Raw genomic sequence first — 19,473 nt, forward strand, 5'->3', positions numbered from 1 at the left:
GGGCATAAACTGAATGTAAAAAGCCGACGTAGCTCAGGGGTAGAGTGCTTCCTTGGTAAGGAAGAGGTCACGGGTTCAAATCCCGTCGTTGGCTCTGAACATTTCAAATATTTACTGAAATTTAATCTTTAACTAAACAGAGGATTTTCACGCATGGCAAAAGCAACCTTTGACCGTTCCAAACCGCACGTAAACATAGGTACGATTGGTCACGTCGATCATGGTAAGACTACTTTGACTGCTGCCATTACCACTGTACTGGCCAGAAAGGGTCTTTCTGAATTAAGAGACTTTGCTTCCATTGACAACGCACCGGAAGAAAAGGAAAGAGGTATCACGATCAATACCTCACACGTAGAGTATCAAACGGAGTCAAGGCACTATGCCCACGTTGACTGTCCAGGTCACGCTGACTACGTAAAAAACATGGTTACTGGTGCTGCTCAGATGGACGGTGCAATTCTTGTAGTTGCGGCCACTGATGGTCCAATGCCACAAACCAGAGAGCACATTCTTCTTGCGCGTCAGGTAGGTGTACCGGCTTTGGTAGTATTCATGAACAAAGTAGATTTGGTGGACGACCCCGAATTACTTGAGTTGGTGGAAATGGAAGTAAGAGAATTACTTTCTTTTTATGAATTTGATGGAGACAACATTCCTGTAATTGCAGGCTCGGCTCTTGGCGCACTTAACGGTGAAGCCAAATGGGAAGACACTGTGATGGAATTGATGAAAGCCGTTGATGACCATATTCCGCTTCCTGAAAGAGCAATTGACAAAGACTTCCTAATGCCGGTAGAGGATGTATTCTCTATTACTGGTAGGGGAACAGTAGCTACCGGAAGGATTGAACGAGGTGTAGTCAATTCAGGTGAAGCTGTTGACATCATCGGAATGGGAGCAGAAGGCTTGAAGTCTACTGTTACTGGAGTAGAGATGTTCCGTAAGATATTGGACAGAGGAGAAGCAGGTGACAACGTTGGTTTGTTGCTGAGAGGTATTGAAAAGAGCCAGATCAAAAGAGGTATGATTATCTGTAAGCCTGGTTCAGTTACTCCTCACGCTCATTTTAAAGCAGAGGTATACGTACTTTCAAAAGAAGAGGGTGGTAGACATACTCCGTTCTTTAACAAATACCGTCCTCAGTTTTACTTAAGGACAACAGATGTTACCGGAGAGATCAAACTTCCGGAAAATGTAGAAATGGTAATGCCAGGTGATAACATCACCATTGAGGTGAGCCTGATTAACCCGGTAGCCCTTGAAAAAGGATTACGATTTGCCATCAGAGAAGGTGGTAGAACAGTAGGTGCCGGACAGGTTACTGAAATCCTGGACTAAAATTGATTTAAGTATCAAATTAAGGAATGCGATCCTGAAATTATTCGGGATCGCATTTGTTTCTTTGGCCTCAATTCACTAATTTTGCGTTCCTTATTTGAGGGGCGGAAAAAAACGGGCGTAGTTCAATGGCAGAATAGCGGTCTCCAAAACCGTTGATGGGAGTTCGAATCTCTCCGCCCGTGCAAATTAAGGAAGAAAAATCATGGGAGAAGTAAATGCGCAAAGACTTCTCCGGTCATGTTTTGAATAAGAACAGCGCTCTTGAGGAGTGCTTGTTCTTGATAAACCAATTTTACAAGGATGAATGTTAAGAATTTTGTAATTGAGTCCATTGATGAGATGAAAAACAAGGTCACCTGGCCTAAGTATGCATCTCTTCAGAACAGTGCCGTTCTGGTACTGGTGGCTTCATTGATTTTCGCTTTGGTGATCGGCTTGATCGATTTGACCTTCGAAAATATCATGACATGGTTTTATGATTTATTCTAAAGAATATTAAAAAACGGGATGGCAGATCACAAATGGTACGTGCTCAGGGTAGTGGCAGGTCAGGAAAAAAAAGCAAAGACTTATTTAGACAATGAAATTGCCCGTCAGGATCTCCTGGAATTTATTCCGGAAGTCTTGATACCTTCTGAGAAAGTATACGAGATGCGAAATGGTAAAAAGCGGGTAAGGGAAAGGAATTTTTTTCCCGGATACGTTTTAATCCATGCAGATCTCAGTCATGGTGAAGCCAATCACGTGATTACAAGCATACCGGGAGTAATCGGTTTTTTAGGGTCAAACCAAGGGGGGGCTTCCAAAACCCCTGAGCCATTACGTCAATCGGAAATCAACAGGATTTTAGGTCGGGTTGAGGAGATTGATGAGTTTGCGGAAAAACTAGATACCCCATATATAGTTGGAGAGAGCGTTAAAGTAATGGACGGTCCTTTCAGTGGGTTCTCGGGTGTGATTGAGGAAGTGTTTGAAGACAAGAAGAAACTTAATGTTATGGTTAAGATATTCGGTCGGAACACTCCTGTTGAGTTAAACTTTATACAAGTAGAAAAACTAGATTAGGAAATGGCTAAAGAAATCTCTGGTTATCTGAAACTACAGGTGAAGGGTGGCCAGGCTAACCCATCTCCTCCGGTTGGTCCGGCCCTTGGTTCAAAAGGGTTGAACATCATGGAGTTCTGTAAGCAATTTAATGCCAGGACTCAGGAAAAAATGGGCCAGGTTCTTCCTGTTCTTGTAACGATTTATTCGGACAAGTCCTTTGATTTTGTCGTAAAAACGCCTCCCGCAGCAGTCATGTTGCTTGAAGCTGCAAAGTTAAAGAGTGGTTCAGCTGAACCGAACAGGAAAAAAGTTGGTGCTGTATCCTGGGATCAGGTTAAAGAAATTGCAGAGGTAAAAATGCCTGATTTAAATGCTTTTGAAATGGCCTCAGCCATGAGAATGGTCGCAGGTACTGCCAGAAGCATGGGCATCACAGTTTCAGGAAAAGCTCCTTGGGAGGAATAACAAGCAAAAAATGGCTAAGTTAACAAAAAAGAAAAAAGAAGCTCTTTCTAAATACGACCCTGGCCAACATTATTCCCTGGCTGAGGCTTCTTCTATAGTTAAGGAAATTTCAAACACCAAATTTGATTCTTCCATCGACCTGGATATTCGTCTGGGCGTGGATCCGCGAAAAGCCGACCAAATGGTCAGGGGAGTAGTGGCCTTGCCTCACGGTACAGGAAAGGAATTGAAGGTATTGGTGCTTTGCAGCCCTGACAAGGAAGAGGAAGCCAAAGAAGCAGGGGCTGATTTTGTTGGACTGGATGAGTACATTGCAAAGATTGAAGGTGGATGGACTGACATTGATGTCATCATTACCACACCAAATGTAATGGCCAAAGTAGGTAGACTGGGTAGGGTCCTTGGACCCAGAGGCTTGATGCCTAACCCCAAGTCTGGTACTGTGACCCTTGATGTAGGGAAAGCAGTTAAAGAAGTTAAAGCTGGTAAAATCGATTTCAAAGTAGATAAATTCGGCATTATTCATGCAAGTGTAGGGAAAGCTTCCTTTACTGCTGAAAAAATTCAGGAAAACGCAAGGGAGTTAATCCTGACCATATCTAAACTGAAACCGTCTGCTGCGAAGGGTACTTATTTCCAAAGTATACATTTATCCAGTACCATGTCTCCGGGCATTGTGATAGATAAAAGTAGTATTCAAGGTATATAATTATGACTAGAGAAGATAAAAAAACCATAATTGAAGAACTTACCGATAAACTGAAGACTACTCCGCATTTCTACATTGCTGACGCCTCTGGATTTAGTGTGGCTCAGGTAAATGGTTTCAGGAAATTGTGTTTCGATAAAGGGCTTGAATACAAGGTTTACAAAAATACCTTGATCAAAAAAGCACTTGAAAATCTTGAAGCCGATTACGCTGATTTTGCAGATAGTACTTTAAAAGGTTTTTCGGGAATCCTGTTTTCACAGGAAGTTGCGAATCTTCCCGCTAAAGTGATATTGGATTACAGAAAAAAATTGGGTAGCAAAGAGAAGCGTCCGCTTTTTAAAGGAGCTTCTGTAGATGGCGACCAATTTATAGGAGAAGACAATCTGAAAGTCTTGTCTGAATTGAAATCCAAGGAAGAATTGGTGGGAGAAGTTATTTCTTTGCTTCAATCTCCTGCGAAAAATGTGGTGTCCGCACTTCAAAGTGGAAAATCAATTCTTGCCGGCCTGGTAAAAACCTTGTCCGAGAGGGAAGAAGCTTAATAAAATCATTCAAATTAGTAAATAACAATCAATTTAAATAGTAATACAATGGCAGATCTTAAAGCATTCGCTGAGCAGTTAGTTAACTTGACTGTAAAAGAGGTAAATGAGTTGGCCGCAATTTTAAAAGATGAATATGGTATCGAACCTGCCGCTGCTGCCGCTACTGTAGTAGCTGGAGGTGGAGCCGCTGGCGAAGGTGCTGCTGAAGAAGAAAAATCTTCTTTTGATGTTGTCTTAAAAGCTGCAGGTGGACAAAAATTGGCAGTTGTCAAACTTGTTAAAGAATTGACAGGTTTGGGACTAAAAGAAGCCAAAGAGGTAGTTGACAGTGCTCCTAAAGCCGTTAAGGAAGGAGTAAGTAAAGAAGAGGCCGAAGCGCTTAAAAAGCAACTTGAAGAAGCCGGAGCCGAAGTTGAGCTTAAATAACATTGAATAACCAACTCCGATTGGATTTGGTTTATCAGCATCAGACCTGACTTATCAGTCAGGTCTTTTCCTGTTTATGGACATGAAAATAATTGCACTTTTTGAAGTGTAAATTGTCCTAAATTAATAATAACTTTCACTTAAATTATATACTGCCTTGGCTATCCAGAATCAAACCGAAAGGAAAAGTTTCTCATCCATTAAGGTAGTCAAAGACTATCCGGATTTCTTAGATATTCAACTGCAATCTTTTAAAGATTTCTTCCAGTTGGATACCCCTGCAGAGAAAAGAAGGCAGGATGGTCTTTTCAAGGTTTTCTCAGAAAATTTCCCTATTAGTGACTCCAGGGAAAATTTCACCCTTGAATTTATCGACTATACCGTAGATCCCCCTAAGTACAATGTCTCAGAAAGTATAGACCGTGGTCTGACTTATTCTGTTCCGCTTAAAGCAAAATTGAGATTGCTTTGCTCCGATGAGGACAATGAAGACTTTGAGACCATAGAGCAGGAAGTGTTTCTTGGAAACCTTCCTTATATGACAGAAAAAGGATCATTTGTGATCAATGGTGCTGAGCGGGTAATCGTTTCTCAGCTTCACCGTTCCCCTGGTGTCTTCTTTGCCCAAAGCAAGCATACCAATGGCACCAAACTCTATTCGGCAAGGATTATTCCTTTCAAGGGTTCCTGGATAGAATTTGCTACCGACATCAACAATGTCATGTACGCTTATATCGACAGGAAGAAAAAATTTCCTGTTACCACTTTATTAAGGGCGATAGGATATGGTTCAGATAAGCAAATCCTTGATTTATTTGGTCTTTCTGAAGAGGTAGAATCCAATAAATCAACCCTGAAAAAAATTATTGGCAGAAAACTGGCAGCCAGGGTTTTGAGAACCTGGGTGGAAGATTTTGTGGACGAGGATACCGGTGAGGTGGTATCCATAGACAGAAACGAGGTTTTATTGGAAAGGGACAGTATCCTGACAGATGAGGATATTGATCTCATATTGGAGTCAGGCACCAAAAGCGTAATCCTGCACAGGGAGGACGTAAATATTGCCGATTACTCCATTATTTACAATACCCTTCAAAAAGATAACTCCAATTCTGAAAAAGAAGCCGTAGAAGTAATTTACAGGCAATTAAGGAATACCGAAGCTCCTGATGAAGCTACAGCAAGGGAGGTTATACATGGCTTGTTCTTTTCTGACAAGCGCTATGACCTTGGAGAAGTCGGCAGATACAGGATCAATAAGAAGTTAGGATTGAATATCGATGCTGACAAAATAGTTCTGACTACAGAAGATATTATTTCTATCGTGAAATACCTGATCGGCTTGATCAATTCGAAGGCGGTAGTGGATGATATTGACCACCTGAGCAACAGAAGGGTGAGAACTGTAGGCGAACAACTTTACAGTCAGTTTGGTGTTGGTCTGGCGAGAATGGCCAGGACAATCCGCGAAAGGATGAACGTCAGGGACAATGAGGATTTCAAACCCGTAGACCTGATCAATGCCAGAACTTTGTCATCAGTAATCAATTCCTTCTTTGGGACCAACCAGCTGAGCCAGTTTATGGATCAAACCAATCCACTGGCAGAGTTGACCCATAAAAGGAGACTTTCTGCTCTGGGGCCTGGTGGTCTTTCCAGAGAAAGAGCCGGTTTCGAGGTTCGGGATGTACACTACACCCATTACGGTAGGTTATGTACCATAGAAACCCCTGAAGGCCCGAATATTGGATTGATTTCCTCTTTATGTGTACATGCGAAAGTCAACAGCATGGGTTTTCTGGAGACACCTTACAGAAAAGTAAGTGCCGGTAAAGTGAGCATGAATGTGGAGGACATTGTTTTCCTGACTGCAGAAGAAGAAGATGATAACAACATCGCACAGGCCAATGCACCTCTGGATGATAAGGGTAGTTTTATTAATGATAAGGTTAAGGCCCGGTTTGAGGGTGATTTCCCGGTATTAGAACCCAAGGAAATCTCCTATATGGACGTAGCTCCAAATCAAATTGTATCCGTTGCAGCCTCATTAATTCCCTTCCTGGAACATGATGATGCGAACAGGGCCCTGATGGGATCCAACATGCAGCGTCAGGCTGTTCCCCTGCTGAAGGCCGAAGCACCTATTGTGGGTACTGGTCTGGAAGGAAAAGCAGCTATTGATTCAAGATCCTTGATTTTGGCTGAAGCGGACGGTGTCATTGATTATGTGGATGCCGAAAAAATTGTCATCAAATATGAACTATCCAGTGATGAATTGCTGGTTAATTTTAGCGATGAATATAAATCATATGACCTGATTAAATTCAGGAGGACCAACCAGGATACTACCATTAACCTGACCCCCATTGTTCTGAAAGGACAAAAGGTTAAAAAAGGGCAGGTACTGGTGGAAGGTTATTCTACCAATAAGGGTGAATTGGCCCTTGGTAAGAACCTTTTGGTTGCCTATATGCCCTGGCAGGGATATAACTTTGAGGATGCCATTGTGATATCCGAAAGGGTTGTGAGAGAAGATGTCTTTACTTCTATTCACATCGAAGAATTCCAGTTGGAGGTCAGAGATACCAAACGTGGTGAAGAGGAACTTACTTCAGAAATCCCGAATGTTTCCGAGGATGCCGTTAAAAATCTGGATGAAAATGGAATCATCCGGGTGGGCTCGGAACTGAAAGAGGGAGACATTATCATCGGAAAAATCACCCCAAAAGGTGAAACTGACCCAACTCCGGAGGAGAAATTGCTGCGTGCCATATTTGGAGACAAGGCTGGAGATGTAAAAGATGCCTCTCTGAAAGCTTCTCCTTCATTGAATGGGGTGGTAATAGAAACCAAATTGTTCTCCAGACCCAAGAAGGACAAGGATCTCCGTGCCAAGGCCAAGGCCGAGGTAGAGCAACTAAAGCAGAAATACAGTAAAGACCTGCTTGGTGTAAGGGCAAAAATGATTCGAAAGCTTGTTCAGATTCTTGAGGGAAAAGTTTCTAACGGGGTTAGACACAAGTTTGGTGATGAAATCATCAGTAAGGGAATGAAATTCAATGCTCAGAACATTGAAAACAATCTTTTCCCAGCAAAAAATCCCTACAGGGACGAAAGCAATTACAATGTAGCGGAAGAAGTAAACCTGATATCCGATATCATTTTGGATGATTGGACGGATGATGAACATGCCAATTTGCTGGTTCAAAAACTGGTTAAAAACTATACCAATACCAGGAACGAAATTTCCGGGATCTTTAAGCGGGATAAATTCACGCTTGAAGTAGGTGATGAATTGCCTGCAGGTATAGTACAACTGGCTAAAGTTTATGTTGCCAAAAAGCGCAAACTTAAAGTTGGGGATAAAATGGCCGGTAGGCATGGTAACAAAGGTATAGTTGCCCGAATCGTAAGGGAAGAAGACATGCCTTTCCTGGAAGACGGATCCCCTATGGATATCGTGTTGAACCCTCTTGGTGTACCATCCAGGATGAACATCGGGCAAATATTCGAAACGGTACTTGCCTGGGCGGGCAGAGAGCTAGGCAAGACTTATGCCACGCCTATATTTGACGGAGCAAGTACGGATGAAGTAGCGGCGGAATTGACCAAGGCCGGACTTCCTTCCTTTGGCCGGACTTATCTGTTTGATGGGTTGACCGGGAAAAAGTTTGATCAACCGGTGACTGTAGGTATTTCCTACATGCTGAAACTGGGCCATCTGGTAGATGATAAGATGCATGCCAGGTCTATCGGACCTTACTCATTGATCACCCAGCAACCTTTGGGTGGTAAAGCACAGTTTGGTGGTCAGCGCTTTGGAGAAATGGAAGTTTGGGCATTGGAGGCCTTCGGAGCATCTCATGTCTTGAGGGAAATCCTTACGGTAAAATCTGATGATGTTATCGGCCGGGCCAAAGCCTATGAATCCATTGTCAAAGGCGAAAACCTTCCCAAAGCAAACATACCAGAATCGTTTAACGTTTTGGTACATGAGCTCAGGGGACTTGCCTTGGAAATTACGCTTGACTAACTTAGAAACCATTAGGCCTTTTGGGGCCTTCAAATACAAAAACAACTATGGCGTTCAGAAAAAATAAAAAACTAAACAACGACTTTTCCAGAGTCACCATTAGTTTGGCCTCACCGGAGTCCATATTGGACAGTTCACATGGGGAGGTTACACAACCTGAAACGATCAACTACAGGACCTATAAGCCTGAAATGGGCGGTTTGTTCTGCGAGCGAATTTTCGGGCCGGTAAAGGACTGGGAATGTCATTGTGGAAAATACAAACGCATCAGGTATAAGGGGATCATATGTGACCGCTGCGGGGTGGAAGTTACCGAGAAGAAGGTGAGAAGGGAAAGAATGGGGCATATCGAGTTGGTAGTACCCGTAGCTCATATTTGGTACTTCAAATCCCTTCCCAACAAGATTGGTTATCTTTTGGGATTGCCCACTAAAAAACTTGATCAGATTGTTTACTATGAAAGGTACGTGGTCATTCAGGCAGGGGCAAAAGCAGACGATGGTTTGCAATACCTGGACTTCCTGACAGAAGACGAATACCTGGACATCATGGACAAGCTTCCGAAAGAAAACCAGATGCTTGACGATGATGATCCCAATAAATTTATAGCCAAAATGGGTGCTGAAGCCTTGGAAATGCTTCTTGCCAGGCTTGACCTGGATGATCTTTCCTATAGTCTGAGGCATCAGGCCGCCACGGATACCTCTCAACAAAGAAAGGGTGAAGCCTTAAAACGCCTAAAGGTAGTTGAAGCATTCAGAGATGCCAGAACCAGGATTGAAAACCGCCCTGAATGGATGGTCGTTCGCATGGTTCCCGTTATCCCACCAGAGCTTCGCCCATTGGTGCCATTGGACGGAGGTAGATTTGCCACTTCGGATTTAAATGATCTTTACAGAAGGGTAATCATACGTAACAACAGGTTAAAAAGACTTATCGATATCAAGGCACCGGAAGTCATCCTGAGGAATGAAAAAAGGATGCTTCAGGAAGCGGTTGATTCTTTGTTCGATAATTCCCGTAAGGTAAACGCCGTAAGATCGGATGGAAACCGGGCTTTAAAATCCCTTTCAGATATGTTGAAGGGAAAGCAAGGCCGTTTCAGACAAAACCTTTTGGGAAAAAGGGTGGATTATTCCGGCCGTTCTGTGATCGTGGTAGGTCCTGAATTAAAACTGCATGAATGCGGTTTGCCCAAGAACATGGCCGCAGAACTTTTCAAGCCCTTTATCATCAGGAAATTGATTGAAAGAGGCATTGTAAAGACAGTAAAATCGGCCAAGAAGATCGTAGACCGCAAAGATCCGGTGGTTTGGGATATATTGGAAAATGTGCTTAAAGGACATCCGGTACTGCTCAACAGGGCACCGACCCTGCACAGACTGGGTATTCAGGCCTTCCAGCCCAAATTGATTGAAGGCAAAGCCATTCAGTTGCATCCCTTGGCTTGTACAGCCTTTAATGCTGACTTTGATGGTGACCAAATGGCTGTCCACGTTCCTCTGGGACATGAAGCCATATTGGAAGCTTCAACATTGATGCTTGCTTCGCACAATATTCTGAACCCTGCCAATGGCGCACCGATTACCGTACCCTCGCAGGATATGGTTTTGGGTCTTTACTATGTGACCAAAGGCATGCGATCTACGGAAGAAAGGCCTGTAGAAGGAGAAGGAATGACCTTTTATGGACAGGAGGAAGTATTGATTGCCTTGAATGAAGAGGCCATATCCAAACATGCACATATAAAGTGTAAAGTAAAAGTAAGAAAAGATGACGGCTCACTGTCAGATGAAATTGTAGAAACTGTGGCTGGCCGGTTGATATTTAATCAATTTGTACCTTCTCAGGTAGGCTTTGTAAACGAACTGCTAACCAAGAAAAAGCTTCAACAGATCATTGCTGAGGTGGTTAAGATATGCGGTATTGCTCGTTCAGCACAATTTCTGGATGATATCAAGCACCTTGGATTTCAAATGGCCTATTTGGGTGGTTTGTCCATGGGCTTGGACGATGTGATCATTCCCGAAGAAAAAGACCCGCTTATAGAGAAAGCCAAAACGGAAGTTGACCAGGTATGGAACAACTACCTGATGGGTTTGATCACCGATAATGAGCGGTACAATCAGGTCATTGACATTTGGACCCGGACCAATTCCAACCTGACCAATATACTGATGCGTCAAATGGAGGAGGATCACCATGGATTCAACGCTATCTATATGATGATGCACTCCGGAGCCAGGGGTTCCAGAGAGCAGATCCGTCAGTTGGGTGGAATGAGAGGCCTGATGGCCAAACCCCAAAAGAACCTGCAGGGCTCTGTAGGGGAAATCATTGAAAACCCAATCCTGTCCAACTTTAAAGAAGGATTGGATGTATTGGAGTACTTTATTTCCACTCACGGAGCAAGAAAAGGCCTTGCGGATACGGCACTGAAAACAGCCGATGCGGGATATCTTACCAGAAGGTTGGTGGATGTGGCGCAGGACATGATCATTTCTGAGGAAGATTGTGGAACCCTGAGAGGATTGGTGGTTCAGGCATTGAAGGATAATGATGAGATTGTGGAGCCTTTATCCGAAAGGGTGGTAGGCCGAATTGCAGTACATGATGTAATTGATCCCATTTCAGATGAGCTGATTATCTCCTCTGGTGAAGAAATCACCGATGTAGTGGCCAAGGCCATTGATGATTCGGCAGTAGAAGAAATTGAGATCAGATCTGTACTTACCTGTGAAACCCGCAGAGGGGTTTGTTCCAAGTGCTATGGTAGGAACCTGGCCTCTGGCAAACAAGTACAGGTAGGTGAGTCTGTTGGTGTCATAGCTGCCCAATCCATTGGAGAACCTGGTACACAGCTGACTTTGAGGACTTTCCACGTAGGTGGTACAGCTTCCAATATTTCTGTGGAAGCAAGTATCAATTCTAAGTTTGATGGAATTGTAGAGTTTGAGGAGGAATTGCGTTGGATCAAGACGACCAACAAGGATGGTGAAGAGGTTGCCATCGTAATGGGTAGATCCGGAGAGATTAAGGTCAACGATGTCAAATCAGGCAAAACGCTGGTTTCCAATCACGTGCCTTATGGTGCAGTATTGAACGTTACGGATGGACAAAAAATTGCTAAGGGTGAATCATTGTGTACCTGGGACCCTTACAATGCCGTTATATTATCCGAATTTGACGGGAAGGTTGATTTTGAGGCAATTATCGAGGGAGTTACCTATAAGGAGGTTGCCGATGATCAGACTGGGTACAGGGAAAAGGTTATCATTGATACCAAGGATAAAACGAAAAACCCTGCCGTAATAGTAGAGCATGGCGATGAGTCCAAATCTTATAATATTCCTGTTGGTGCTCACCTTTCGGTAGAAAAAGGAGAAGAGGTCAAAGCTGGACAAATTTTGGTAAAAATTCCCCGATCTGTTGGAAAAACGAGGGATATTACCGGTGGTTTGCCAAGGGTAACAGAGTTATTTGAAGCCAGAAACCCGTCTAATCCGGCTGTGGTATCAGAAATTGATGGCGTGGTGATTTACGGTGGTATCAAGCGTGGTAATCGTGAGATATTCATCGAATCCAAAGATGGAGTTCGGAAGCGCTATATGGTATCACTGTCCAAGCACATTCTGGTTCAGGAAAATGATTTTATCCGAGCGGGAGAACCTCTTTCAGATGGGGCCATTACACCGAATGATATCCTTTCCATAAAAGGACCAACTGCAGTTCAGGAGTACCTGGTAAATGAGATTCAGGAAGTTTACCGTTTGCAAGGTGTGAAAATTAACGATAAGCACATTGAGGTAATCGTAAGTCAGATGATGCAAAAGGTGGAAATCCTTGATGCAGGTGATACCGGATTTCTACAAAATCAGATCGTTGACAAATGGGCTTTCCGTGAGGAGAATGATATGATATTGGATAAAAAGGTAGTAATGGACGCCGGAGATTCCGCTACATTGAAACCAGGCATGATCATTTCGGCAAGAAGGTTGAGGGATGAAAATTCCAGCCTGAAGCGAAAAGACATGAAACTCGTTCAGGTAAGGGATGCCCAAACGGCAGTTTCTCAGCCCACCCTTCAGGGTATTACCGCATCTTCTTTGGGAACAGAAAGCTTTATTTCTGCCGCTTCCTTCCAGGAAACCACCAAGGTACTGAGTGAGGCAGCCATCAGGGGTAAGCGAGATGAGTTGCTGGGACTTAAAGAGAATGTAATCGTGGGTCACCTGATTCCTGCCGGCACTGGTCAGAGAAAATTTGGCCAACTCATTGTCGGTTCCCAGGAAGAATATGAATTGCTTACTGCGGAAAAAGAAAGTAGTAGCAGAAAAGTTCGGGAAACCATTAAATAAAGAATTGCTCTTTATGGAAAAGGGCCTGCCGATTGTTGCAGGCCTTTTTTTCTTAACAACTACAATATGGATGAAGACAATAAAGCAGAAAAGGATCAAAAACAACAAATCAATGTTGAGCTTTCGGATGAAATAGCTGAGGGGATTTATTCCAATTTGGCCATGATTGCGCACTCCAATTCAGAGTTTGTGATCGATTTTATCAGGCTGATGCCAGGTATTCCGAAAGCTAAGGTCAAATCCAGAATCATCATGACTCCCGATCATGCCAAACGACTGCTGCTTGCGTTGAAGGACAATATCGAAAAGTACGAAAAAGCATTTGGGAAGATAGAAGGAGGCATGGAAGTGCCGCAATTTCCCTTGAATTTTGGGGGAACGCCGGGAGAGGCCTGACAGTGGATTAAAAGCATACTTTATCATAACGCTTCCATTGAAAATGTGGTCTGGCACAGGCGATAAAATATAACTCCTTAATTTTGTTTGTTTTATTGATTTGTTTACCTTTGCAATCCGAATTTTATAAGTTTAAAAGCAGAATATTTAATTTATCTATTAATGCCTACTATACAACAGTTAGTTAGAAAAGGTAGAACCACTCTTGAGAGCAAATCCAAGTCAAGGGCTCTGGATGCCTGTCCCCAAAGAAGAGGTGTGTGTACCAGGGTGTACACCACTACACCAAAAAAACCTAACTCTGCCATGAGAAAGGTGGCCAGGGTAAGATTGACCAACGGAAAGGAAGTGAATGCCTACATTCCGGGAGAAGGTCATAACCTTCAGGAGCACTCTATTGTGTTGATCCGAGGAGGAAGGGTAAAAGATTTGCCAGGTGTAAGGTATCATATTATCCGGGGAGCCCTGGATACTGCCGGAGTAAAAGACCGTAAGCAGGCGCGTTCCAAGTATGGAGCCAAGCGGCCCAAGGCAGCAAAAAAGTAATGTCAATAACTTAGAATAAAATGAGAAAAGCAAAACCAAAAAAGAGGTATATTCTTCCTGACCCCAAATTCAATGACACTTTGGTCACCAGGTTTGTCAATTGTTTGATGGTGGATGGTAAGAAAAGTATTGCTTACAGGATTTTCTACGATGCTATAGAAAAAGTAGAAGATAAAGTAGGTGAGAATGGTCTTGAGGTTTGGAAAAAGGCACTGAACAACATCACTCCTGCTGTAGAGGTTAAGAGTCGTAGGGTTGGGGGAGCCACTTTCCAGGTACCTTTGGAGGTAAGACCAGAGCGTAAAATTTCCCTGGGAATCAAGTGGATGATTACTTTTGCCAGAAAAAGAGGCGAGAAAACCATGATGGACAGGCTGGCAGGTGAGATTATCTCTGCATCTAAAGGAGAAGGCGCTGCTGTGAAGAAGAAAGACGACACGCATAGAATGGCAGAGGCCAATAAAGCATTCTCGCATTTTAGATTTTAATGAATAATGGCTAAGAAAGACTTAAAATATCTCAGAAATATAGGTATCATGGCGCATATTGACGCCGGAAAAACCACTACTTCAGAACGTATTCTGTACTACACCGGACTTTCCCATAAAATCGGAGAAGTTCATGATGGTGCAGCTACCATGGACTGGATGGAGCAGGAGCAGGAAAGGGGTATTACCATTACCTCTGCTGCCACCACTACCAAATGGAAGTATCCTACTATTCAGGGTGTTGCCAATGATGATACCAAGGACTATCAAATCAACCTTATTGATACACCTGGTCACGTGGACTTTACCGTGGAAGTGGAAAGATCATTGAGGGTTTTGGATGGTGCTGTAGCCTTGTTTTGTGCAGTTTCCGGTGTAGAGCCACAGTCAGAGACCGTTTGGAGACAGGCAGATAAATACCATGTCCCAAGGATTTGTTTCGTCAATAAAATGGACAGAGCCGGTGCTGATTTCTTCAATGCCGTGGCTGAAATAAAAGATAAACTCGGTGCCAATCCAGTTCCGCTTCAGATTCCAATCGGAGCAGAAGACACTTTTAAAGGGGTGGTAGATCTGATCACCAATCAGGCAGTGGTTTGGAATGAAGAAGACCAGGGAATGACCTATAAGGTTATTGATATTCCTGAAGACCTCAAGGAGACGGTTGCAGAATACAGGCAAAGCCTGGTTGAGCAGGTAGCTTCTTATGATGAGGCATTGATGGAAAAATTCTTTGAGGATGAAAATTCCATTACCAAAGAAGAAATGATGGCAGCTATCCGTAAGGCGGTTATCAATATGGATTTCTCACCTGTACTTTGTGGTTCTGCTTTTAAAAACAAAGGAGTGCAGGCATTATTGGATGCTGTTATTGCCTACCTTCCCTGTCCTTTGGATTTGCCAGCTGTGAAAGGCACCGATCCGGATACGGAGGAGGCTGTACTGAGACATCCTGACAGTGACGATCATTTTGCTGCATTGGCATTCAAAATCGCTACTGATCCTTTTGTAGGTCGATTGGCCTTTATGAGGGTTTATTCTGGAAAACTTGAAGCTGGTTCATATGTTTTTAATACCAGGACAGATAAAAAAGAAAGGATTTCCAGACTGCTTCAAATGCACTCCAACAAGCAAAACCCAATAGATAGGGTTGAAGCTGGTGACATTTGTGCAGGTGTTGGATTTAAGGATATCAAAACAGGGGATACCCTTTGTGACGAGAAGCACAAAGTTGTTCTTGAAGAGATGACTTTTCCGGAGCCTGTAATCGGATATGCGATTGAAGCCAAAACACAGGCTGATGTGGATAAGCTGGGCATGGCGATATCTAAATTGGTTGAGGAAGATCCTACCTTGCATGTAAATACCGACCACGAAACTGGTCAGGTGATACTAAGAGGTATGGGAGAACTTCACCTGGAAATCATCATCGATCGCTTAAAACGTGAGTTTAAAGTAGAAATCAATCAGGGTGCTCCACAAGTTGCTTACAAAGAAGCTTTGTTTAGCAGTGTAGAGCACAAGGAGGTATATAAGAAACAAACCGGTGGTAAAGGTAAGTTTGCCGATATCGTTTTTGAAATGGGTCCAAGAGAACCAGATCCGGAAACCAAGGAAATCAAACCTGGTTTGGATTTCGTGAATGGTATAGTTGGTGGAGTCATTCCTAAAGAATTTATCCCGGCTATTCAAAAAGGTTTTGCTGATGCCATGAAAAACGGACCATTGGCAGGCTATCCCATTGAGGCGATGAAAGTAAGGTTGTTTCATGGATCATTCCACGATGTGGATTCTGATTCCCTTTCATTTGAAATGGCGGCCAGGATTGGCTTCAAGGAAGCAGCTAAAAAGTGTAAGCCACAATTGTTGGAGCCTATTATGGCGGTTGAAGTGGTTTCCCCGGATGAATATACAGGACCGGTAACCGGAGACCTGAACCGTAGAAGGGGTCTGATGAAAGGAATGGACACCAAAGGAGCAGCCACGGTTATAAAAGCTTCAGTTCCTTTATCCGAACTGTTTGGTTATGTAACTGACCTGAGAACAATCTCCTCTGGTAGGGCTTCTGCCTCGCTTACCTTTTCACATTATGATCCAGTTCCTAACAATATTGCTGAAGGTATCATTGCCAAAGTAAAAGGAGAGAAGGCTTAAATCAATCGAAAATGAATCAGAAAATCAGAATAAAATTAAAGTCATACGATTACAGCCTGGTGGATAAGTCGTCAGAAAAAATCGTTAAAGCTGTAAAATCTACCGGTGCCATTGTAGTAGGGCCCATACCCTTGCCTACAAAAAAGGAAAAATTCACCGTTTTGAAATCTCCACATGTCAACAAAAAAGCCAGGGAGCAATTCCAGCTTTGTACCTACAAAAGGCTGGTGGATATTTATTCCGGTAGCTCCAAGACTGTAGATGCTTTGATGAAAATCGAACTTCCCAGTGGTGTGGATGTAGAGATCAAAGTCTGATCCGCGCCGTTGGTCTTATTAAAAGCCCGTGCCAGTTTTGGCACGGGCTTTTTCGGTTAGTTTAATGGGATCCTTATTTCAATTTTGAAATTTTCTCCTGCAAAAGGCTTGTTATGTAGCTAATTGTTTGAAAATATTCAGGTTGCGATTTGCAAGCTGAAATTAAATTACTAACTTTGCAATCCTTTAAAAGGGCACAGGTGTGTAAAGCCTTGTGAATCATAGAATATTATATATCCATAGATGTCTGGAATAATAGGTAAGAAAATCGGAATGACTAGTATTTTTAGTGCCGATGGACGTAATGTCGCATGCACGTTAGTAGAAGCTGGTCCTTGCGTAGTGACGCAAGTAAAAAATGTAGAAACAGACGGGTACAACGCTGTACAATTGGCTTATGGTGAGCGTAAAGAGAAAAATACGCCCAAGCCCTTGATCGGTCATTTTAAAAAGGCCGGTACAACGCCAAAGCAGAAAGTTGTTGAATTCAGGGATTTCAGAGTGGAATTCGAAGGTCAGGTAGACATGGGCAAAACCGTTATATCTGACCAGATTTTTGTAGAAGGTGACTTTGTTGATGCCATTGGTACTTCCAAGGGTAAAGGTTTTCAGGGTGTGGTAAAACGACATGGCTTTGGTGGTGTCGGAGGCGCTACCCACGGACAGCACAACAGGCAACGTCACCCTGGTTCCATCGGTGCTTGCTCCTGGCCATCCAGGGTCTTTAAAGGCATGAGAATGGCTGGAAGGACCGGAGGTAACAGGGTCAAAGTGCTTAACTTAAAAGTACTTAAAATTTATCCTGAAAAGAACCTGCTTTTAGTAAGTGGTTCTATACCGGGAGCCAAAAATTCTTTTGTGATTCTAGAGAAGTAAGAAGATGGAATTAGCAATATTAAAACAGACCGGTGAAGATACCGGAAGAAAAGTTTCGCTTTCCGAGGATATTTTCGCGGTTGAGCCCAACGATCATGCCATTTACCTTGATGTCAAGCAGTATTTGGCCAACAGGAGGCAGGGCACCCACAAGTCTAAAGAAAGGGCCGAGATTTCCGGATCTACCAAGAAGATCAAAAAGCAAAAAGGTACCGGAGGCGCTCGTGCAGGCTCTATCAAATCCCCGATTTTCAGGGGTGGTGGCAGGGTTTTTGGACCTAAACCAAGGGATTATTCTTTTAAATTGAATAAAAAGTTAAAGCAGGTTGCCAGGAAATCTGCCTTGTCTTACAAGGCAAAAGATAATGGCCTCGTAATATTGGAAGATCTGGTTTTCGATGCACCCCGGACGAAAGATTACATCAAACTGCTTTCCAATTTATCGCTTTCGGATAAAAAGACCCTACTTGTAGTGGCTGAAAACAATCAGAACGTTTATCTGTCATCCAGAAATCTTCAAAAAGCAAAGGTTCGGATCGTGGATGATTTGAACACGTATGAGGTTTTGGATGCGGATAGCCTTGTTTTTTGTGAAGGTGCATTGAGTAAATTAGAAACCCTTTTATCGAAATAAAATCATGGAGATATTAAAAAGACCTTTGATTACAGAAAAGATCTCAGCCATGAACGAACGTGGGGTCTATGGATTTGTGGTAGAAAAAACCGCAAAGAAGCCTCAGATCAAAAGCGCTGTAGAGAAAATGTACGGTGTCAAAGTGGTTGGGGTGCGTACCATGCGCTATGCCGCAAAGAAAAAGACCAGGTACACGAAAGCTAAAATTGTTTCCGGCTATACCAATACATTCAAGAAGGCAATAGTACAGGTGGCAGAAGGTGAAATTATTGATTTTTACGGTGAAATTTAATTGAATCAAACCAATGGCAGTTAAGAAATTAAAACCTGTAACCCCCGGAACCCGATTTAGAGTGGCCCCATCCTTTGATGAGATCACCACGTCCAAACCGGAGAAGAGCTTGTTGGCTCCTTTAAAAAAATCCGGAGGCAGGAACCATACTGGAAAAATGACCTCCCGATACATAGGAGGCGGACATAAGAAAAGACTCAGGATTGTTGACTTCAAAAGAGTAAAAGAGGGCGTTCCTGCAGTGGTGAAAAGCATCGAATACGACCCAAACAGGACGGCCAGAATAGCCTTGTTGTTTTACAAGGATGGCACCAAAACCTATATGCTTGCTCCTGAAGGACTTCAGGTTGGGCAGACCGTTTTGTGTGGCGAGCAAGCCAGTCCCGAAGTAGGAAACACCCTATTCTTGAAGGACATCCCTTTGGGTACCATCATTCACAATATTGAATTAAAGCCCGGAAAGGGTGGAGCCATTGTTCGTAGCGCAGGCGGTTACGCACAATTGCTTGCCAGGGAAGGGAAATATGTGACCATCAAATTACCTTCCGGGGAAATGAGAATGGTATTGGCAGCTTGTAAGGCTACCATTGGGACTGTTTCGAATGGTGAGCACATGAACGTTGTTCTTGGAAAAGCAGGCAGAAAAAGGTGGCTTGGTAGAAGACCCAGGACCAGAGGGGTAGCCATGAACCCGGTAGATCACCCAATGGGTGGTGGTGAAGGGCGCTCATCAGGTGGTCATCCACGTTCCAGAACCGGTTTATTGGCTAAAGGGAAGAAAACCCGCTCGGTCAAAAAATATTCCAATAAATTTATCATTAGCAGAAGATCTAAATAAAC

At 43.3% G+C, this 19,473-nt stretch carries 18 protein-coding genes and 2 tRNA genes; all 20 read left to right on the forward strand.

Translation table 11 applies throughout. From position 1 onward, the window contains the following. Positions 1-22 precede the first annotated feature (22 nt). The 20 genes from G9Q97_RS12840 (at position 23) to rplB (ending at position 19,471) form a co-directional block, all read left to right on the forward strand. Positions 23-94: transfer RNA gene (locus G9Q97_RS12840), tRNA-Thr, on the forward strand. A 59-nt stretch (positions 95-153) separates the two neighbouring features. After that, positions 154-1,341 carry an elongation factor Tu gene (gene tuf / locus G9Q97_RS12845; protein WP_166147462.1) on the forward strand — a complete coding sequence of 396 codons (1,188 nt, stop codon included), beginning with the start codon at positions 154-156 and terminating at the stop codon, positions 1,339-1,341. 114 nt (positions 1,342-1,455) lie between these two features. Continuing rightward, a tRNA-Trp gene (locus G9Q97_RS12850) sits at positions 1,456-1,526 on the forward strand. A gap of 118 nt (positions 1,527-1,644) precedes the next feature. Then, a complete protein-coding gene (gene secE, locus G9Q97_RS12855; RefSeq protein WP_163380346.1) occupies positions 1,645-1,833 on the forward strand; it encodes a preprotein translocase subunit SecE in 189 nt (62 codons plus the stop codon). An 18-nt stretch (positions 1,834-1,851) separates the two neighbouring features. After that, entirely contained in the window at positions 1,852-2,409 is a 558-nt protein-coding gene (nusG, locus tag G9Q97_RS12860; protein ID WP_166147463.1) for a transcription termination/antitermination protein NusG, read from the forward strand. Positions 2,410-2,412: 3 nt separating this feature from the next. Beyond that, positions 2,413-2,856 (forward strand): 50S ribosomal protein L11, encoded by a 444-nt coding sequence (gene rplK / locus G9Q97_RS12865; RefSeq protein ID WP_166147465.1) that lies wholly within the window; start codon positions 2,413-2,415, stop codon positions 2,854-2,856. 10 nt (positions 2,857-2,866) lie between these two features. Next, complete coding sequence (gene rplA / locus G9Q97_RS12870) at positions 2,867-3,565, forward strand: 50S ribosomal protein L1 (protein WP_166147467.1); 699 nt, start codon at positions 2,867-2,869, stop codon at positions 3,563-3,565. Between the two features lie 2 nt (positions 3,566-3,567). After that, entirely contained in the window at positions 3,568-4,110 is a 543-nt protein-coding gene (gene rplJ / locus G9Q97_RS12875; protein WP_166147469.1) for a 50S ribosomal protein L10, read from the forward strand. Positions 4,111-4,158: 48 nt separating this feature from the next. Then, on the forward strand, positions 4,159-4,539 hold the full coding sequence (rplL, locus tag G9Q97_RS12880) for a 50S ribosomal protein L7/L12 (protein WP_162341762.1): 381 nt from the start codon (positions 4,159-4,161) through the stop codon (positions 4,537-4,539). A gap of 157 nt (positions 4,540-4,696) precedes the next feature. Beyond that, positions 4,697-8,572, forward strand: coding sequence for a DNA-directed RNA polymerase subunit beta (rpoB, locus tag G9Q97_RS12885; RefSeq protein ID WP_166147471.1), 3,876 nt, complete (start codon positions 4,697-4,699; stop codon positions 8,570-8,572). Positions 8,573-8,619: 47 nt separating this feature from the next. Then, positions 8,620-12,930 carry a DNA-directed RNA polymerase subunit beta' gene (rpoC, locus tag G9Q97_RS12890; RefSeq protein ID WP_166147473.1) on the forward strand — a complete coding sequence of 1,437 codons (4,311 nt, stop codon included), beginning with the start codon at positions 8,620-8,622 and terminating at the stop codon, positions 12,928-12,930. 66 nt (positions 12,931-12,996) lie between these two features. Beyond that, positions 12,997-13,326 carry a DUF3467 domain-containing protein gene (locus G9Q97_RS12895; RefSeq protein WP_166147474.1) on the forward strand — a complete coding sequence of 110 codons (330 nt, stop codon included), beginning with the start codon at positions 12,997-12,999 and terminating at the stop codon, positions 13,324-13,326. 162 nt (positions 13,327-13,488) lie between these two features. Next, entirely contained in the window at positions 13,489-13,872 is a 384-nt protein-coding gene (gene rpsL, locus G9Q97_RS12900; RefSeq protein ID WP_166147476.1) for a 30S ribosomal protein S12, read from the forward strand. Positions 13,873-13,892: 20 nt separating this feature from the next. Continuing rightward, positions 13,893-14,360: a 30S ribosomal protein S7 gene (rpsG, locus tag G9Q97_RS12905; protein WP_163380338.1), complete on the forward strand. Its 468-nt coding sequence runs from the start codon at positions 13,893-13,895 to the stop codon at positions 14,358-14,360. 6 nt (positions 14,361-14,366) lie between these two features. Then, the gene (fusA, locus tag G9Q97_RS12910; protein ID WP_166147478.1) at positions 14,367-16,514 is read left to right on the forward strand and encodes an elongation factor G; all 2,148 of its coding nucleotides are present in this window, start codon (positions 14,367-14,369) and stop codon (positions 16,512-16,514) included. 11 nt (positions 16,515-16,525) lie between these two features. Further along, complete coding sequence (rpsJ, locus tag G9Q97_RS12915) at positions 16,526-16,831, forward strand: 30S ribosomal protein S10 (RefSeq protein WP_073095396.1); 306 nt, start codon at positions 16,526-16,528, stop codon at positions 16,829-16,831. Positions 16,832-17,074: 243 nt separating this feature from the next. Beyond that, positions 17,075-17,707, forward strand: coding sequence for a 50S ribosomal protein L3 (gene rplC / locus G9Q97_RS12920; protein ID WP_163380336.1), 633 nt, complete (start codon positions 17,075-17,077; stop codon positions 17,705-17,707). A gap of 4 nt (positions 17,708-17,711) precedes the next feature. Then, positions 17,712-18,341, forward strand: coding sequence for a 50S ribosomal protein L4 (gene rplD, locus G9Q97_RS12925; RefSeq protein WP_166147480.1), 630 nt, complete (start codon positions 17,712-17,714; stop codon positions 18,339-18,341). A gap of 4 nt (positions 18,342-18,345) precedes the next feature. Beyond that, complete coding sequence (rplW, locus tag G9Q97_RS12930; protein WP_166147482.1) at positions 18,346-18,633, forward strand: 50S ribosomal protein L23; 288 nt, start codon at positions 18,346-18,348, stop codon at positions 18,631-18,633. A gap of 13 nt (positions 18,634-18,646) precedes the next feature. Next, positions 18,647-19,471 carry a 50S ribosomal protein L2 gene (gene rplB / locus G9Q97_RS12935; RefSeq protein ID WP_166147483.1) on the forward strand — a complete coding sequence of 275 codons (825 nt, stop codon included), beginning with the start codon at positions 18,647-18,649 and terminating at the stop codon, positions 19,469-19,471. Positions 19,472-19,473: the final 2 nt, after the last annotated feature.

Source organism: Cyclobacterium plantarum, assembly GCF_011290685.1.
GTDB classification, from domain to species: Bacteria; Bacteroidota; Bacteroidia; order Cytophagales; family Cyclobacteriaceae; genus Cyclobacterium; species Cyclobacterium plantarum.

Excerpts from the sequence above, each read along its gene's own strand:
- tuf (WP_166147462.1), top strand. The coding sequence starts at position 154 with ATGGCAAAAGCAACCTTTGACCGTTCCAAACCGCACGTAAACATAGGT.
- secE (WP_163380346.1), top strand. The coding sequence starts at position 1,645 with ATGAATGTTAAGAATTTTGTAATTGAGTCCATTGATGAGATGAAAAAC.
- nusG (WP_166147463.1), top strand. The coding sequence starts at position 1,852 with ATGGCAGATCACAAATGGTACGTGCTCAGGGTAGTGGCAGGTCAGGAA.
- rplK (WP_166147465.1), top strand. The coding sequence starts at position 2,413 with ATGGCTAAAGAAATCTCTGGTTATCTGAAACTACAGGTGAAGGGTGGC.
- rplA (WP_166147467.1), top strand. The coding sequence starts at position 2,867 with ATGGCTAAGTTAACAAAAAAGAAAAAAGAAGCTCTTTCTAAATACGAC.
- rplJ (WP_166147469.1), top strand. The coding sequence starts at position 3,568 with ATGACTAGAGAAGATAAAAAAACCATAATTGAAGAACTTACCGATAAA.
- rplL (WP_162341762.1), top strand. The coding sequence starts at position 4,159 with ATGGCAGATCTTAAAGCATTCGCTGAGCAGTTAGTTAACTTGACTGTA.
- rpoC (WP_166147473.1), top strand. The coding sequence starts at position 8,620 with ATGGCGTTCAGAAAAAATAAAAAACTAAACAACGACTTTTCCAGAGTC.
- G9Q97_RS12895 (WP_166147474.1), top strand. The coding sequence starts at position 12,997 with ATGGATGAAGACAATAAAGCAGAAAAGGATCAAAAACAACAAATCAAT.
- rpsL (WP_166147476.1), top strand. The coding sequence starts at position 13,489 with ATGCCTACTATACAACAGTTAGTTAGAAAAGGTAGAACCACTCTTGAG.
- rpsG (WP_163380338.1), top strand. The coding sequence starts at position 13,893 with ATGAGAAAAGCAAAACCAAAAAAGAGGTATATTCTTCCTGACCCCAAA.
- fusA (WP_166147478.1), top strand. The coding sequence starts at position 14,367 with ATGGCTAAGAAAGACTTAAAATATCTCAGAAATATAGGTATCATGGCG.
- rpsJ (WP_073095396.1), top strand. The coding sequence starts at position 16,526 with ATGAATCAGAAAATCAGAATAAAATTAAAGTCATACGATTACAGCCTG.
- rplC (WP_163380336.1), top strand. The coding sequence starts at position 17,075 with ATGTCTGGAATAATAGGTAAGAAAATCGGAATGACTAGTATTTTTAGT.
- rplD (WP_166147480.1), top strand. The coding sequence starts at position 17,712 with ATGGAATTAGCAATATTAAAACAGACCGGTGAAGATACCGGAAGAAAA.
- rplW (WP_166147482.1), top strand. The coding sequence starts at position 18,346 with ATGGAGATATTAAAAAGACCTTTGATTACAGAAAAGATCTCAGCCATG.
- rplB (WP_166147483.1), top strand. The coding sequence starts at position 18,647 with ATGGCAGTTAAGAAATTAAAACCTGTAACCCCCGGAACCCGATTTAGA.